The sequence below is a fragment of the Candidimonas nitroreducens genome, from assembly GCF_002209565.1.
GTDB classification, from domain to species: Bacteria; Pseudomonadota; Gammaproteobacteria; order Burkholderiales; family Burkholderiaceae_B; genus Candidimonas; species Candidimonas nitroreducens.
In genome coordinates, this window is the sequence record NZ_NJIH01000003.1 from 440,680 (window position 1) to 454,648 (window position 13,969).

The 13,969-nt window shown below is 63.1% G+C and carries 11 protein-coding genes; 6 read left to right on the top strand and 5 right to left on the bottom strand.

All coding sequences use genetic code 11. The features are described 5' to 3' along the window. Positions 1 to 7 precede the first annotated feature (7 nt). The 4 genes from CEY11_RS05705 (at position 8) to CEY11_RS05720 (ending at position 5,287) form a co-directional block, all read left to right on the top strand. A complete protein-coding gene (locus CEY11_RS05705; RefSeq protein ID WP_158215189.1) occupies positions 8 to 1,297 on the top strand; it encodes a metal-dependent hydrolase family protein in 1,290 nt (429 codons plus the stop codon). Positions 1,298 to 1,310: 13 nt separating this feature from the next. After that, a complete protein-coding gene (locus CEY11_RS05710) occupies positions 1,311 to 2,264 on the top strand; it encodes a Bug family tripartite tricarboxylate transporter substrate binding protein (protein WP_088602384.1) in 954 nt (317 codons plus the stop codon). 349 nt (positions 2,265 to 2,613) lie between these two features. After that, complete coding sequence (locus CEY11_RS05715; protein WP_269845253.1) at positions 2,614 to 3,867, top strand: Zn-dependent hydrolase; 1,254 nt, start codon at positions 2,614 to 2,616, stop codon at positions 3,865 to 3,867. 85 nt (positions 3,868 to 3,952) lie between these two features. Next, positions 3,953 to 5,287 carry an amidohydrolase family protein gene (locus CEY11_RS05720; protein WP_158215190.1) on the top strand — a complete coding sequence of 445 codons (1,335 nt, stop codon included), beginning with the start codon at positions 3,953 to 3,955 and terminating at the stop codon, positions 5,285 to 5,287. A 100-nt stretch (positions 5,288 to 5,387) separates the two neighbouring features. Here CEY11_RS05720 and CEY11_RS05725 read toward each other — a convergent pair whose 3' ends face one another. The 5 genes from CEY11_RS05725 to CEY11_RS05745 form a co-directional block, all read right to left on the bottom strand. Further along, positions 5,388 to 6,209, bottom strand: coding sequence for a citryl-CoA lyase (locus tag CEY11_RS05725; RefSeq protein WP_088602744.1), 822 nt, complete (start codon positions 6,207 to 6,209; stop codon positions 5,388 to 5,390). 228 nt (positions 6,210 to 6,437) lie between these two features. Next, complete coding sequence (locus tag CEY11_RS05730; protein WP_088602387.1) at positions 6,438 to 7,637, bottom strand: CaiB/BaiF CoA transferase family protein; 1,200 nt, start codon at positions 7,635 to 7,637, stop codon at positions 6,438 to 6,440. Between the two features lie 27 nt (positions 7,638 to 7,664). Continuing rightward, on the bottom strand, positions 7,665 to 8,651 hold the full coding sequence (locus tag CEY11_RS05735; protein ID WP_088602388.1) for a Bug family tripartite tricarboxylate transporter substrate binding protein: 987 nt from the start codon (positions 8,649 to 8,651) through the stop codon (positions 7,665 to 7,667). Between the two features lie 132 nt (positions 8,652 to 8,783). After that, positions 8,784 to 9,536: an RraA family protein gene (locus tag CEY11_RS05740; RefSeq protein ID WP_198958837.1), complete on the bottom strand. Its 753-nt coding sequence runs from the start codon at positions 9,534 to 9,536 to the stop codon at positions 8,784 to 8,786. After that, the gene (locus tag CEY11_RS05745) at positions 9,526 to 10,524 is read right to left on the bottom strand and encodes a hydroxyacid dehydrogenase (RefSeq protein ID WP_088602746.1); all 999 of its coding nucleotides are present in this window, start codon (positions 10,522 to 10,524) and stop codon (positions 9,526 to 9,528) included. Before CEY11_RS05745 ends, CEY11_RS05740 begins: the two co-directional genes overlap by 11 nt. Before the next feature lie 442 nt (positions 10,525 to 10,966). On the opposite strand from CEY11_RS05745, the gene CEY11_RS05750 reads away from it, so the two are divergent. Then, positions 10,967 to 11,896: a LysR family transcriptional regulator gene (locus CEY11_RS05750; protein WP_088602389.1), complete on the top strand. Its 930-nt coding sequence runs from the start codon at positions 10,967 to 10,969 to the stop codon at positions 11,894 to 11,896. Between the two features lie 352 nt (positions 11,897 to 12,248). Further along, positions 12,249 to 13,886, top strand: coding sequence for a GMC family oxidoreductase (locus CEY11_RS05755; RefSeq protein WP_088602390.1), 1,638 nt, complete (start codon positions 12,249 to 12,251; stop codon positions 13,884 to 13,886). Positions 13,887 to 13,969: the final 83 nt, after the last annotated feature.

Consider the following 13,969-nt stretch of genomic DNA (forward strand, 5'->3'; position numbering starts at 1 on the left):
GAGACATATGCAAGACGAAATTGAACTTCCCGATTCCTACGTTCTATTGAATTGCCGCCTAATCGACGGGATTTCGGACGAAAGTCGAGACAAGATGTGGATCTCGGTGGCCGAAGGAAAAATCAGTCGTATCGGATCGATGGATGCTCTCGGCTCAGAGTCGTCGGGCAGGCGAATCGATGTCGAGGGTCGAACTGTGATGCCTGGATTGATTGATTGTCACGTTCATCTGGTCTACGGCGGGTTCCGCAATATGGAGGATGCAATCCGATGTCCGGTGGAAACAGCCGTCATCAACGCGTCCTTGCACGCCTGGATCATGCTGCAGGCCGGCTATACGGCTGTTCGTGAGGTTGGCTGTATCGGGAACACTAGTGTTGCCGTCCGGGACGCGATCCGCCAAGGGAAGATTCAAGGCCCCCGGGTTGTCGCAAGTGGTAGGCCGATTGGAACTACGGGAGGCCCCGCCGACATACTTCCTCCACATTGGGAATCGACCGGGGGGCGCCTCGTCGTGGATGGCGTCGAAGGATTCAGGAAAGCCATACGTCGCCAAATCAAGGAAGGTGTAGATAACATAAAAATCCTTGCCAGCGGCGTGGAAGTGAATCCGACTTGCTGGACTTGGATGACCACCATTTCCCAAGAGGAATTGAGTGCTGCCGTGGAAGAAGCGCATCGATGGGGGAAAACGGTGGCGATCCATGCGCAGTCCTACGACTCGGTGAAGTTTGCACTTCGAGCGGGTGCCGACACGATCGAACATGGAACTCGACTGGACGACGAGTCGATTGCAATGCTCAAGGCGTCTCCGTCGATCTTGGTTCCGACGCTTTGTACGCTTTATAGCGTATTAGAGCTCGGGGCCACCTTGAACCTCGGGCAGAAGCAGCGCGAAGAAATGGCCACCAATGAATCGCTGTGGGTCGAAAGCATCCGGTCGGCGCACAGGGCGGGGGTTTCGATTGCGGCGGGTGGGGATATCGGTAATCGATACAAGCACGGGACGAATGCACGCGAGCTGGAACTTCTAACCAAGATTGGCATGACACCTATGGAAGCCATACATGCCGCAACGTCCACTGCTGCGCGTGTACTCCGCATGGCGGATCAAATCGGCAGCCTCGATGAAGGCCGCTTCGCGGATCTGCTTGTGGTGGACGGCGATCCAACAGAAGATCTTGCAATACTGCAGGACAAGACCAAGCTTAAACTGGTTATCAAAGAGGGTCAGGTTGTCGCGGGCACCGCGAGTCCACATAGAGGCGGTGGCGGCTGGCTTACTAAAAAGGCATAAGGGGGATTGGATCATGGTCAAAAAGATTGCTGCTGCGATATTCGTTGGATTGGCATTGGTCAGCGTAGACGTAGCCGCGCAGGATAGTGTTTGGGTAGAGGTTCCATATACGCCTGGCGGCTCTGCGGATCAGTCCGCTCGATTGGTTACCCATCGATTGTCATCGGTGTCCAATAAGAATTTCGTCATTGAGTACAAGCCCGGCGCCGGCGGTGTGACCGCGGCAATGAGCGTAATTCAATCGGAACCGAAAGGTAGCAAACTCCTGCTTGCATCCATATCGACGCTTGCTCTCAATAAGGCATTATTCAAGAGCTTGCCATACGATCCGAGCCGTGATTTCGTGCCTGTCGTAGGCCTGACGCAATCACCTATGGTTCTGGTGGCAAGGCCGAGCATACCGGCGTCCAACTTGAAAGAACTGGTTGCCTACGCAAAAACCAAGAAGGACGGCCTTGTTCTAGGGTCTCCGGGCGTCGGCAGTATTCCGCACCTTGCCGGTATGTATTGCTTCAGAAAATTGGGGGTGGACGTTCTACATGTTCCATTCAAAGGAATTGCTCCTGCAATCGTGGCATTGCTTTCCAACAATGTGGATGTCGTATTCGACACCTTGTCCACAGCAGAGGCGAACATCAAGGCCGGCAAGGTGAAAGCGCTTGCGATTGCAAGCGATCATCGGTTCAGTGATTTGCCGCAGCTTCCTACGTTCAAGGAGCAAGGCATGGATCTGGAGGTGTCGTCTTGGTTCGGTTTAGCGGCTCCGGCCGGAACCCCCAAGGCGCAAGTCGACGAGTTGAATAGACAAGTCAATGTCGTACTGAACGACGCCGACTTCCGGAAACAATTATCGAAGTTGGGTCTTGAACCCATACTCGGTAGCGCTAAAGACTTCGAAGCGTATGTTCGCGCGCGAAGTGACCAATGGCTCCCGGAACTGACTCGGCTTAATCTCAAGCCGTATTGACCAGGTATCGCTAGTACCCAGCCACACTATTGCGCTTCACGTATTCAGGGCTTGCTGTGGTCTCGTTGGGTGGTCTCGCGGCCAGCTGTTCCCGGTGTACTCCAGCAGCCGCGGATTGGCGGGGTGTGCCAGCTCGTGGGCATGGCCGCCGTGCTCCACACATCGTCCTCAGGCTCTCCGGGCCTCGTGTTTCGCGTCTTGTGGATGCGCCAATGATTGAATTGAGTACGTTCTAGCAGGTTACGCCTCAATCCGGTGTTGATGCCGGCTCATATAAAAGTAAGCGGTGCAATGTTGCTGCGTATCTAATATTTGTACTTCACGAGCAAGTATCTATTCGGGGGCACGGGTGGTGAGTCGGGCGGCGATAACAAATGTGAGAGTGCAGGCAGACCGGCTATGGTCTTCTATGATGCGGCTTGCCGAGATTGGCGCAACAGCTCGTGGAGGTGTGTGCCGGCTTGCTTTGACAGATCTGGATCGTGTTGCTCGGGATCAGTTCCTGAGTTGGGTTCGGGAGCTGGGTTGTGAGATCAGCATCGACACGATCGGCAACATTGTTGCCCGGAGGCCGGGCGCCGATCCTGCGCGGCTTCCGGTAATGACCGGAAGCCACTTGGACACGCAGCCGACGGGTGGCAAGTTCGACGGTGTCTATGGCGTCATGGCCGGGCTGGAGGTGATGCGCACCTTGAACGATAAAGGCATCCGAACCGCCGCTCCGTTGGAACTGGTGGTCTGGACGAACGAAGAAGGAACCCGGTTTTCTCCGATCATGATGGGTTCGGGTGTGTTCACAGGGCAGCTATCCTTGGATGACATGCTGAAGAAACAGGATCGTGACGGTGTATCGGTACAGTCGGCTTTGGCGGCTATTGGATATGATGGCAAGCGAAATCCTGGACACCCAGTCGGTGCATACTTCGAAGCGCATATCGAGCAAGGCCCCATACTTGAAAATGAGGGTATCAGCATCGGCGTGGTAACCGGCGCGATGGGGCAGCGTTGGTACGACATCGAGGTCATCGGGCTAGAGTCTCATGCGGGTACGACGCCTATGGACTCCCGCCGGGACGCGCTGCTGGCCGCCTCCCGGCTTACTGTCAGGGTAAATGAGATTGCGCTCGAGAAGGGCGGCAACACTCGCTCAACCGTCGGCTATATGGATGTTCATCCAAACTCGCGCAACAGCATACCTGGGCGGGTTCATCTTACCGTGGAATTTCGAGGCCCGGAAGAGAACATGTTGGCCGCGATGGAGCAAGAGTTGAACCAGGCGTGCGACAGATACTCGGAGCCCGGAAAGCTGGATTTCAGTATTAGGCGTGTGGCCGACATTAAACCGCAGCCGTTCTTCCCGCCGCTGGTGGACGTCGTGCGTAACGCCGCACAGGAACTGAGCTATACGCACATGGAGATCCTGAGCGGAGCCGGTCACGATGCGGTCTATATGGCTAAAGCCGGGCCCGCCGCAATGATTTTCGTGCCGTGCAAGGATGGCCTCAGCCACAACGAACTGGAAGACGCCAAGAAAGAAGACCTCGAGGCCGGAACGAACGTGCTGTTGCGCTCGATGCTATGTGCTGCCGAGATGTTGGAGTGAGCCTGCTGGCTACTGTTTGAACGGAGAATACAAAATGAGAGTGCAAGAAGGCGCACGAGCGAACTTCTTAGTCCGAGGAGCGCGTGTGATTGATGGAACCGGGCGCGACCCCATCGTCGATGGCTATGTGCTTGTCAAAAATGGCCGGATAGAAAGTGTCGGGGCCAACGATAAGCCGAGCGACCGCGTCGATATACAAGCCATTGATGCGCGGGGCATGACGGTCATGCCGGGTTTGATCGACTTCCACACCCATCTTACCTATAACACCGCGGAGCCTGATACCTGGCGACTGGAGATGCGGCAGAGCGTAGAACTCAATACTGTGTACGCCACCTGTAACGCATCCAGAGTGCTGGACATGGGTTTTACTACGATTGGGGACGGCGGATGTCGCGGCCTGATAGGCCCGGCTATTCGCGATGCCGTTGCCCGAGGGTTGATCCGGGGCCCGCGGATATTCTCGACCGGCCCCATCATGTCGGGCCCAGGGGGCTTGCACGATGACGTCCCACCCTGGGCTGATTTGCGGATCGCCAATGGCCTGAACGCGATTGTGTCTTCGGTTCAAGAGGCGCGGCATGAGGTCATTCAGCAGGTAAAAGGCGGCGTAGACTGGATTAAGGTTGCGGCCAGCGGTGTGGCGGGCTCACCATACAGCCATGCGGATCAGGACGATCTTTCCTACGAGATTATGCGCGAAGTCGTATCGACCGCCGCTCGATTCGGCAAAGCGGTGCATGCGCATGCGCATTCGATCGGCGGGATCCGTGCCGCGGTCGAAGCCGGGGTCATCTCTATGCATGCCGTCGAGTTTGTCGATCTGGAGACGCTTCAGGAAATCAAGAAAAAGGGCATCGTCATCAGCCCTACGATCGCATGGCTGCATGCGCGGGGCTTGAACCCGCCATTCGGTTCCGCTAACAATCGCATTCGTCACGAGGCATGGACTGCATACGAACGCGCCCGGAATATGTTGAAAGAGGCTCGCCGTCTTGATATCGATGTTGGAATTGGCACGGACGCCTGTCATCGGTTCCCCCATATCCGGGACGGTGTGCTCGAAATGGAATATTTCCTCGAGGCCGGCTATAGCCCGCTGGAGATACTACGCGCCGGCACCTTGATTTCCGCCAAGGGCATAGGGAAACAGAACGAAATCGGTTCCCTGGAGGCGGGCAAGCGCGCGGATATACTATTTGTCGACGGCGACCCCAGCGAAGACATTACGGTGCTTCGGGACAAGGCGAAGATCAAAAAAATCATCATAGACGGCATAGAGCAGAGCCGCGGCGAGCCGGCGGCCCACCCCTATCCTGATTTTCGCGTCCGTGACTGGGCACATCTCGAAGAAGGGCAAGTGCCTGTTGGCGTAGACGTACCGGCAGCGGTGGCGCCGTTTGTCCGGACAGGGCTCTGAAGTTCTTAATTGGGAGCCAGGCTACTATGCTAACGATTTGATAGCGGGCAGCGTTGCGAAGTGTTCCTCATTCCGGGGCTGAGCCTCCAGATCCGGATCCTCAGCGCGGCGGCACCTCGCGCGGCGCGGGGCCTTCGTAGGCGGGCAGGTATTGCCGGGGGATCGGGCCCTTGTTGCGACCGCCTTGCTGGCTTTGTTCCCAGGCATGCGCCAGAATGCCCAGCGAGCGCGACAGGCAGAAGATGCCGCGCGCCAGCGCTGCGGGAAAGCCCAGTTCGGCATAGACCACGGCCGAGGCGCCGTCGATGTTCATGGGGATGGGCTTGCCCTTGCTTCCGGTCAGCACGCGCTGCACCGCGCGGCCGATGGCGGCGTAGCGGCCGCCGACCACGCCCTGTGCCGCAGCCTCGTCGACCAGCGCCAGCAGGCGCGGCGCGCGCGGATCCAGCGGATGGAAGCGGTGGCCGAAGCCAGGTATGTACTTGCCGTGTTCCTCGACGAAGGCCGCCAGCGCTTGCTTGACGGCCGCGTCCTCATCCAGGCCGGCATCCAGGCGCGCCTCGATGTCGTGGTACAGCGCCACGGCCTGTTCGCCGGCGCCGCCGTGCACGTCGCCCAGCACGTTGACTGCCGAGCCCATGGCATTGTTCAGGCCCACGCCGCAGGTGGCAGCCATGCGCGAGATGGCGATGCTGGGGGCCTGCGGGCCATGATCCACCGACGAGACCAGCGCAGCGTCCAGCAGCGCGCTCTGCGCCCGGCTGGGCAGCTCGCCGCGCAGCATCAGCCACACCATGTCGGCGTAGCCGATGCGGCCGATCAGGTCTTCGATGGCATAGCCGCGATAGCGGATGCTGCCGGGCTTCATGTCGATGATGGATGTGCGCCACCACTGGCCGCAGGCCGCGCCCTCGGCGTCCATTTGCGGGGCAGTGTTGCTGTCGTCTTTGTTTACGGTGCTCACGTCCGGGTTCTCCTGTGGCCTTGCGGCGAATTGTGTGGGTATTGGGCGCGCCCTTCGGGCACGAGGCTTGTGGCGTTTACGCGGCGGATCGCCGGTCGGAATGGCCCGGATGGAGCCGGTTGCCGGCGCGCTGGGCCGCGGCGGCCGGCGCGTACGCCGGGCCAGATGCAAGGGCGCGAACCGCGCTCAAAGCGCTCCGGCGTCCGCCATGCCGCGGATCTCCTCGACGCTATAACCCAATTCCTGCAGCAGCGCCTGGGTGTCACGCCCCAGCGTGGGCGGCGGGGTGTCGACCGCGGGCGCCTGGCCGTCGAGCTTGAAGCCGCCGCGCACCACGCGGACGTCCCGATTCACGCCGGGCACGTCCGGGAAGTGCGCCACCAGCCCGCGTCCGCTGATTTGCGGGTGGGCCAGCGCCTGCGGCACGCTGTACACCGGGCCGGCCGGAATGCCGGCGTCGGTAAGCAGCGGCCACCATTCGGCGGCGGGGCGTGCCGCCAGCAGTGCTTCGATGCGCGCCTTCAGTTCGGCGCGGTTGCGCAGCCGCGCCTGGCGCTGCGCATAGCGTTCGTCGCGCGCCAGCTCGGGGCAGCCGAGCACGCCGCACAAGGCCTCGAACTGTTCCTGCTTGTTGGCGGCGATGTTCAGCAGCCCCTCGCCCGTCTTGAACGTGCCCGAGGGGCTGGCGGTGAAATTCTCATTGCCCAGAGGCTGCGGATCCTGGCCGGCATTCAGGTAGTTGGACACGACCCAGCCCATGGTGGCGATGACCGATTCCAGCATCGACACGTCGATGAAACGCGGCTGCGTGCGCTGCGGTTCGGCCAGCGCGGCGGCCACGGCAAAGGCTGCGGTCATGCCGCCTATGGTGTCGGCCACCGGATAGCCGACGCGATAGGGCGCGGTGTCGGGGTCGCCGGTAATGCTCATGGCGCCCGACATGCCCTGGATGATCTGGTCGTAGGCCGGCAGGCTGCGCAGCGGCCCGTCCTGGCCGAAGCCGGAAATGGCGCAATACACCAGCCGCGGCTGGTGCCGGCCAAGTTCGTCGAAGCCCAGGCCCAGGCGCTGCATGACGCCGGGCCGGAAGTTCTCGACCAGCGCATCGGCGCTTTGCACCAGGCGCAGGAAGGCTTCCTTGCCTTGCGGGTTTTTCAGGTTCAGGGTGATGGATCGCTTGCCGGCATTCTGCGCCAGGAAAGACAGGCCCATCAGCTTGCCGTTCAGGTCGGCGTCCGCCCCCAGCTGGCGCGCCAGGTCGCCGCTGCCGGGGGTTTCGACCTTGATGACGTCCGCGCCCATGAGCGCCAGTTGATGACAGCAGAAGGGGCCGGCCAGCACATTGGTCAGATCCAGTACCCGTATGTTGTGTAGAGGTTTGCTCATGGGAACAGGCGAGTTGCGTGTATCGGATTAATTATTGATGGTCAGGTGCCCATCTTTGATGATGGCCGACCACTTGGCCGAGTCCTTGGCGATGGTGTCGGTGAAGTCCTGCACCGAACCGCCCAGCACCACATTGCCCTCGTCCATGATTTTCTTGCGCAAGGTCTCGTCTTTCAGCGCTTCGTTGATGTGGCTGTTCAGCGTATCGATGACGGCGCGCGGCGTGCCGGCGGGCACCAGTATGCCGGTGCGCGAAGCGGCCTCGAAGCCGGGCAGCGTATCGGCCAGCGGCGGCACGCCTGGGAACTGGGGTATGGACTTCAGCGTGGTAATGGCCAGCATGCGCACTTTAGAGTTCTTCAGCTGGGGCAGCGCGGCGGGCGCCGAGGCGAAGAAGGCGTCCACCCGTCCGCCCAGCAGGTCGGTCATGGCCGGCGAGGCGCCCTTGTAGGGTACGTGCAGTACTTCAAGCCCAGCTTCCTTGGCGAAGTAGCGGCCGGTGATGTCGCCCACCGTGCCCGTGCCTGCGTTGCCTATGGTCAGTTTTCCAGGATTGGCCTTGGCGTACTTGATCAGTTCGGCCACCGACTTGTAGGGATGGTCGGCGCGCACCACCAGCACCATCGGCTGCGAAGCCACCGAGGACACCGAGGCGAAATCCTTGGCCACGTTGTACGAGATGCGCTTGTACAGGTAGGGGTTGATCGACAGGTTCGAGGTCTGGCCCAGGGCCATGGTGTAGCCGTTGGGTTCGGCGCGAGCCAGTACGCCCATGCCCACCGTGCCGCCGGCGCCCGGCCGGTTTTCAACCACGATGTCCCAGCCGAATTTCTGCGACAGGGCGGTGCCCAGGAAGCGCGCCATGGTGTCGGTGCCGCCGCCCGGCGGGAACGGCACCACCAGCCTGATGGGCTGGCTCGGATAGGCCGGGGCTGCTTGCGCGGCGGGCACCGCGGTCAGGCCGCAAGCCAGCACGGCAGCGGCAGCGGCGAAGTTGCGCAGGGAAATCATCATCTCTCTCCTTGGTTTTGATGTAGGTAGGTAGGGAAGTGTTGCATGAATTGAGTACTTGGTGGCCGGGCCCGGCCGGCGCGGTTTTCCGTTGACGGGTGCCAGTTCCGGGCTGTGGCACCGCCGGGTCGGAAGCTATACGGGCAGCCCCTTGGCCCTGAGCACGGCATCGAACCTTTCGGGATCTGAAGTGCCGCGTTCGTTGGACAGGCGTATGGCTGCCTCTTTTTCCAGGTGTTTGCGCACGCGCGGCAGCAGCGCCGCGACCTCGGCGGCGGGTATGCAGATTACGCCGTCGGCATCGCCCAGCACCAGGTCGCCGGCATGTACCACCATGCCCGCGCAAGCGACCGGAATATTGATTTCACCCGGGCCGTCCTTGCTCGGGCCGCGGTGCGTATGGCCGCGGGCGAACACCGGCATGCGGCCATCGGCCCATTCTGCCAGGTCGCGGATCGCGCCGTCGACCACGAAGCCGCCGATGCGGCGCGTGATCGCGGTGGTGCGCATCAGTCCGCCGATCAAGGCCTGCGAGGTGTCGCCGCCGCCGTCGATCACGACGATGTCGCCCGGCGACGCCATCATGAAGGCCTTGTGGATCATCAGGTTGTCGCCGGGGCGCACGCGCACGGTCAGGGCGCGGCCGCACAGGCGGGTGTGCACGTTCTCGTGATAGGCGCGCAGGCCCTGGGCGCCTATGCAGCGGCCCATGCAATCGCCGGCCACGGCGACCGGCACGTCGGCGAAGGCGGCCAGCAGATCGTCGCCGATCAGGGCCGGCATGGGCTCGATGCGATAGCCGACCGGCCAAGCGGCTTGCGGCGCGGCGGCGCCGCTGGCGCCGCTGTTGTCGCGATCGGCGACATGGTTCTTTGCATTACTGGACATGCGATTCTCTCTGTGCGGTGTTTATGCGGTCGAAGTTGACGGTGCCGGCGCGCTCCAGCGTGCCGTGATCCAGGAAGGCCAGCGCCTGTGCCACGGCGCCGCCGGCCATGGCCTGCAGCGCGGCCTGGGTCGAGCCGCCCACGTGCGGCGTCAGCACCACGTTGTCCATCTGCAGCAGCGGGCTGTCGGGCGCGATGGGTTCGCCGGCCGTGGTGTCCAGCGCGGCGGCCCGCAGCCTGCCCAGCCGCAGCGCCTCGACAAGCGCGGGCTCGTCCACCAGTTCGCCGCGCGCCGTGTTCACCAGGATGGCGTCTTCGGGCAGCAGCGCCAGCTGCGCCGCGCCGATCATGCCGCGCGTGCGCGCCGCCAGCGGCGCATGCAGGCTCAGCACCTGCGCCTGGCGCAGCAGTTGCGGCAGGTCGGCCGCCAATTCCACTTCCGGCTCCAGGTCAGCGGCCTGCAGCTGCGGGTCGTAGGCCACCACGCGCATGCCCATGGCGCCGCAGATGCGCGCCACCCGGCGCCCGATCTGCCCATAGCCCACCAGGCCCAGCGTGCGGCCATGCAGCTCCAGCCCGTCCTGGTGGCGCGGCCAGCCGCCGGCCCGGATGCCGGCGTCCATGCGGCACAGCGAACGTGCTGCGCACAGCATCAGCCCCACCGTCATTTCCGCCACCGAACGGGCATTGGCCCCCGGGGTGGTGCAGACCGGAATGCCGCGCTCGCTGCAGGCCTCGACGTCGATGTTGTTGACGCCCACGCCGTGTTTGGCGACGATTTTCAGGGTCGGGCAGGCGCGCACCGCCGCGGCGGAAAGTGCCACGGTGCGTGAGATTACCGCGTCCACCGGCTCGCTCGCCAGTATGTGCTCGACGTCGGCCGGCGTGCCCCCGGCGGGCAGGAACAGGCTGCGGCAGCCCGCCTGCGCAAGCAGCTCGAGCCCTGCGCTGCTGAGCGTGGGGGCGGTAACGAACACGGTGTGGGACATGGGCAGCAAGAATGAAATCGGTTGAATGGGTCGGGCGGTGCCTGTCGGTGGGCCGGGACAGCCGAAGAATCGTGCTGGCGGTAGTCCGCTCGATTCCTTGCCTGGCCGGGTTGGCTTCACCACCATCCCGCGTGGCCGAGCCTGGCCATTAAAGCCAATTACTGATATAAACGTCTATTCGATAATTCTCATTGATCAATTTCTTTGGGTTATGAATTGGGCGGCCGGACTGCGGCGCCGGACAAGCTTGGGGAATTGTCATGGTGCCTTGCTCAGGCCGCCGAGTCCCCTGGGCCCTGCGTGCCCGCAAGCCCATGGCAGCACGCGATGCGCGAACGCGCGAAGCCAACATAGGTAACGCACAGACTAAGCAACGCACAAACGCCTAGGCGCGGAATACATGGCGGCCCGCATAAAAAACCATGGCACCTGAGGTACGGACATGAATATCGAGCTGCGCGACCTGCGCTATTTCGAAATCATCGCGGGGCTCGGGCATCTGGGCAAGGCCGCCGAGGTGCTGTGCCGCAGCCAGCCGGCGCTGACCAAGTGCATACAGCGGCTGGAAGGCGAAGTGGGCGCGGCGCTGTTCGAGCGCAAGGGGCGGGGCCTGCAGCTGACCGCGGTGGGGCGCGAGTTCCAGGCGCGTGCGGCCAAGGTTCGCGCCGCCAGCGACCGCTACCTGAACGACATGCGCGATTTCGTGGCGGGTTCGGTGGGCAAGGTGCGCGTGGGCTGCGGGCCGATCACGGCCGATTATCTGCTGCCGATCATCTGCAACCTGGTGTTGGGCCACGAGCCGGGCATCTCGCTGGAAGTCACGATCAACACCAATTATGTGCTCAAGGATCTGATCCGCCAGGACAGGCTGGACATGATCGTGGGGGTGGTAACGGGCGACGACGAATTCCGCCACCAGGCCTTCATCGACGACACGGTGGTGGTGGCCGCGGGCCGCCATCATCCCATTTTCCGCCGCGGCAAGGTGCGGCTGGAGCAATTGCCGGACTACAAGTGGATATTGCCCAACGCCATGGTGGGCAGCCGCAAGTGGCTCGACGACGTATTCCTGGCGCACGATCTGCCGCGCCCGCACGCGCATATCGAAACCAATTCTCTGCCTTCCATACACGATGTAATAGGCAGTACCGATCTGCTGTGCTTTCTGTCGCGCCTGACGCTGGCGCATCCCAAGACGCGCGGCCTGCTGCGCGAAGTGCGGCTGCGCGAGACCACCATGGTGCGCCAGCTGGGTATCACTTACCCGCGTGGCTCGCTGATGCCCGCCACCGCCAGGCTGATCGAGCTGCTCGACCGCCACCATCCGGAACACATAGGCGTGGTGCCCAGCGAGCCGGGCCTTGCTTCCTGAAGTGCGGGCGGTGTCAATTCTGTCAGAACGGGCCGAGGTGCGGCGCTGCCCCGCTTGCGCCCGGGCGAGGTGCGCGGCGCTGGTAGCCGCACCCGGGCCGCACGCCGCCCGTACGCGCCTGGCGGGGGCGCCGTCCATACACTCGGTTGCACATTCGTGCCGGGCAGGCCGGCCTGCGGCGTCCTCCTGGGCGGCCGAGGGGCTGGCGGCCCCGGCTCGGGCCCAGCGCAGCCGGGGGTTTCGGCTGTCTGTCAGGTAATGCGGGCGTGCTTGCGATACAGTATTGAGTGCGGAACACCGAACGCGGGAGAGCCATGCGCCTGTGCAAGGGTGGCCGCATCTGCATAAGAATATGACGAGGAGGCGTGTCATCGTGACTCGAACGCCGCAAGCAAAGAATCTGGAATTTGATTACGTCATCGTAGGGGCGGGCTCGGCCGGCTGCCTGCTGGCCAACCGGCTGTCGGCCAATCCGGCCACCAAGGTGCTGCTGCTTGAAGCCGGCGGCCGCGACGACTGGCGCTGGATCCACATTCCCGTGGGCTACCTGTACTGCATCGGCAATCCGCGCACCGACTGGTGCTACAGCACCCAGCCCGACCCCGGCCTGAACGGCCGCACCCTGGGCTATCCGCGCGGGCGCGTGCTGGGCGGCAGTTCCGCCATCAACGGCATGATCTACATGCGCGGCCAGGCGGCCGACTACGACGGCTGGGCGGCGCAGGGCAATGCCGGCTGGGGCTGGGAAGACGTGCTGCCGGTATTCAAGCGCGTCGAAGACCATCATGCGGGCACCAGCGAATTCCATGGTGCCTCGGGCACTTGGCGGGTCGAGCGCCAGCGCCTGTCGTGGGAAGTGCTGGACTCTTTCCGCGAGGCCGCAGCGCAGGCGGGCATCCCCGCGGTGGACGACTTCAACCGTGGCGACAACGAGGGTTGTGCTTACTTCGAGGTGAACCAGCGGCGCGGCGTGCGCTGGACTTCGGCCAAGGCTTTCCTGCACCCGGTGGCGCAACGCCCCAATCTTACGGTGATTACCGGCGCGCAGGTGCGGCGCGTGGTGTTCGAGGGACGCCGCGCCTGCGGCGTGGAATTCCTGCAGGACGGCCAGCTGCAGCAGGCGCGGGCGCGGGCCGAAACCATATTGTCGGCCGGCTCCATAGGCTCGGCGCAACTGCTGCAGGTTTCCGGCGTGGGGCCGGGCGCGCTGCTGCAGTCCCTGGGCATTCCGGTGGTGCACGATCTGCCCGGCGTGGGCGAGAACCTGCAAGATCATCTGCAGCTGCGCCTGATCTACAAAGTGCAAAATGCCAAGACGCTGAACACCATGGTGGGCTCGTGGCTGGGCAAGGCGCGCATCGGCCTGCAGTACGCGCTGCAGAAAAGCGGGCCGCTGTCGATGGCGCCCTCGCAGCTGGGGGCGTTCGCGCGTTCCGGCCCCGAACAGCAACGCGCCAATCTCGAATATCACGTGCAGCCCCTGTCGCTCGACAAGTTCGGCGATGCGCTGCACACCTTCTCGGCCATGACCGCGTCAGTGTGCAATCTGCAGCCCTCCAGCCGCGGTCACGTGCGCATCGCCACGCCCGACGCGGCCGATGCGCCGCAGATTCTTTGCAATTACCTGCACACCGAACAAGACCGGCGCGTGGCGGCCGACAGCATACGCTTGACGCGCAAAATCATGAGCCAGTCGGCCATGGCCAAATACCGGCCCGAAGAGTACCGGCCCGGCTCGTCGGTGCAGGGCCAGGACGAGCTCGAGCGCGCCGCCGGCGACATCGGCACTACCATCTTCCACCCTGTGGGAACTTGCAAGATGGGCGTGGATGCGATGTCGGTAGTCGACCCCGAGCTGCGCGTGCACGGCGTCCAGGGCCTGCGCGTCATCGACGCGTCCATCATGCCCACCATTACTTCCGGCAACACCAACTCTCCCACCGTCATGATTGCCGAGAAGGGCGCGCAGTTCATTCTTGCGTCGGGCTGAGGGCACCAGTGCGGTGCCTGGCCGCCCGAAGCGCATGCTTCTTTCCAGGAGGAAGCCGCGGCGGGGGCTAGTCCATCGCGTTT

What these genes read in the sequence shown, in the direction of transcription:
- CEY11_RS05740 (WP_198958837.1), bottom strand. Translation starts at nt 9,536, where the DNA reads ATGTCCAGTAATGCAAAGAACCATGTCGCCGATCGCGACAACAGCGGC.
- CEY11_RS05755 (WP_088602390.1), top strand. Translation starts at nt 12,249, where the DNA reads ATGACGAGGAGGCGTGTCATCGTGACTCGAACGCCGCAAGCAAAGAAT.
- CEY11_RS05735 (WP_088602388.1), bottom strand. Translation starts at nt 8,651, where the DNA reads ATGATGATTTCCCTGCGCAACTTCGCCGCTGCCGCTGCCGTGCTGGCT.
- CEY11_RS05750 (WP_088602389.1), top strand. Translation starts at nt 10,967, where the DNA reads ATGAATATCGAGCTGCGCGACCTGCGCTATTTCGAAATCATCGCGGGG.
- CEY11_RS05725 (WP_088602744.1), bottom strand. Translation starts at nt 6,209, where the DNA reads ATGGACGCCGAGGGCGCGGCCTGCGGCCAGTGGTGGCGCACATCCATC.
- CEY11_RS05705 (WP_158215189.1), top strand. Translation starts at nt 8, where the DNA reads ATGCAAGACGAAATTGAACTTCCCGATTCCTACGTTCTATTGAATTGC.
- CEY11_RS05730 (WP_088602387.1), bottom strand. Translation starts at nt 7,637, where the DNA reads ATGAGCAAACCTCTACACAACATACGGGTACTGGATCTGACCAATGTG.
- CEY11_RS05745 (WP_088602746.1), bottom strand. Translation starts at nt 10,524, where the DNA reads ATGTCCCACACCGTGTTCGTTACCGCCCCCACGCTCAGCAGCGCAGGG.
- CEY11_RS05710 (WP_088602384.1), top strand. Translation starts at nt 1,311, where the DNA reads ATGGTCAAAAAGATTGCTGCTGCGATATTCGTTGGATTGGCATTGGTC.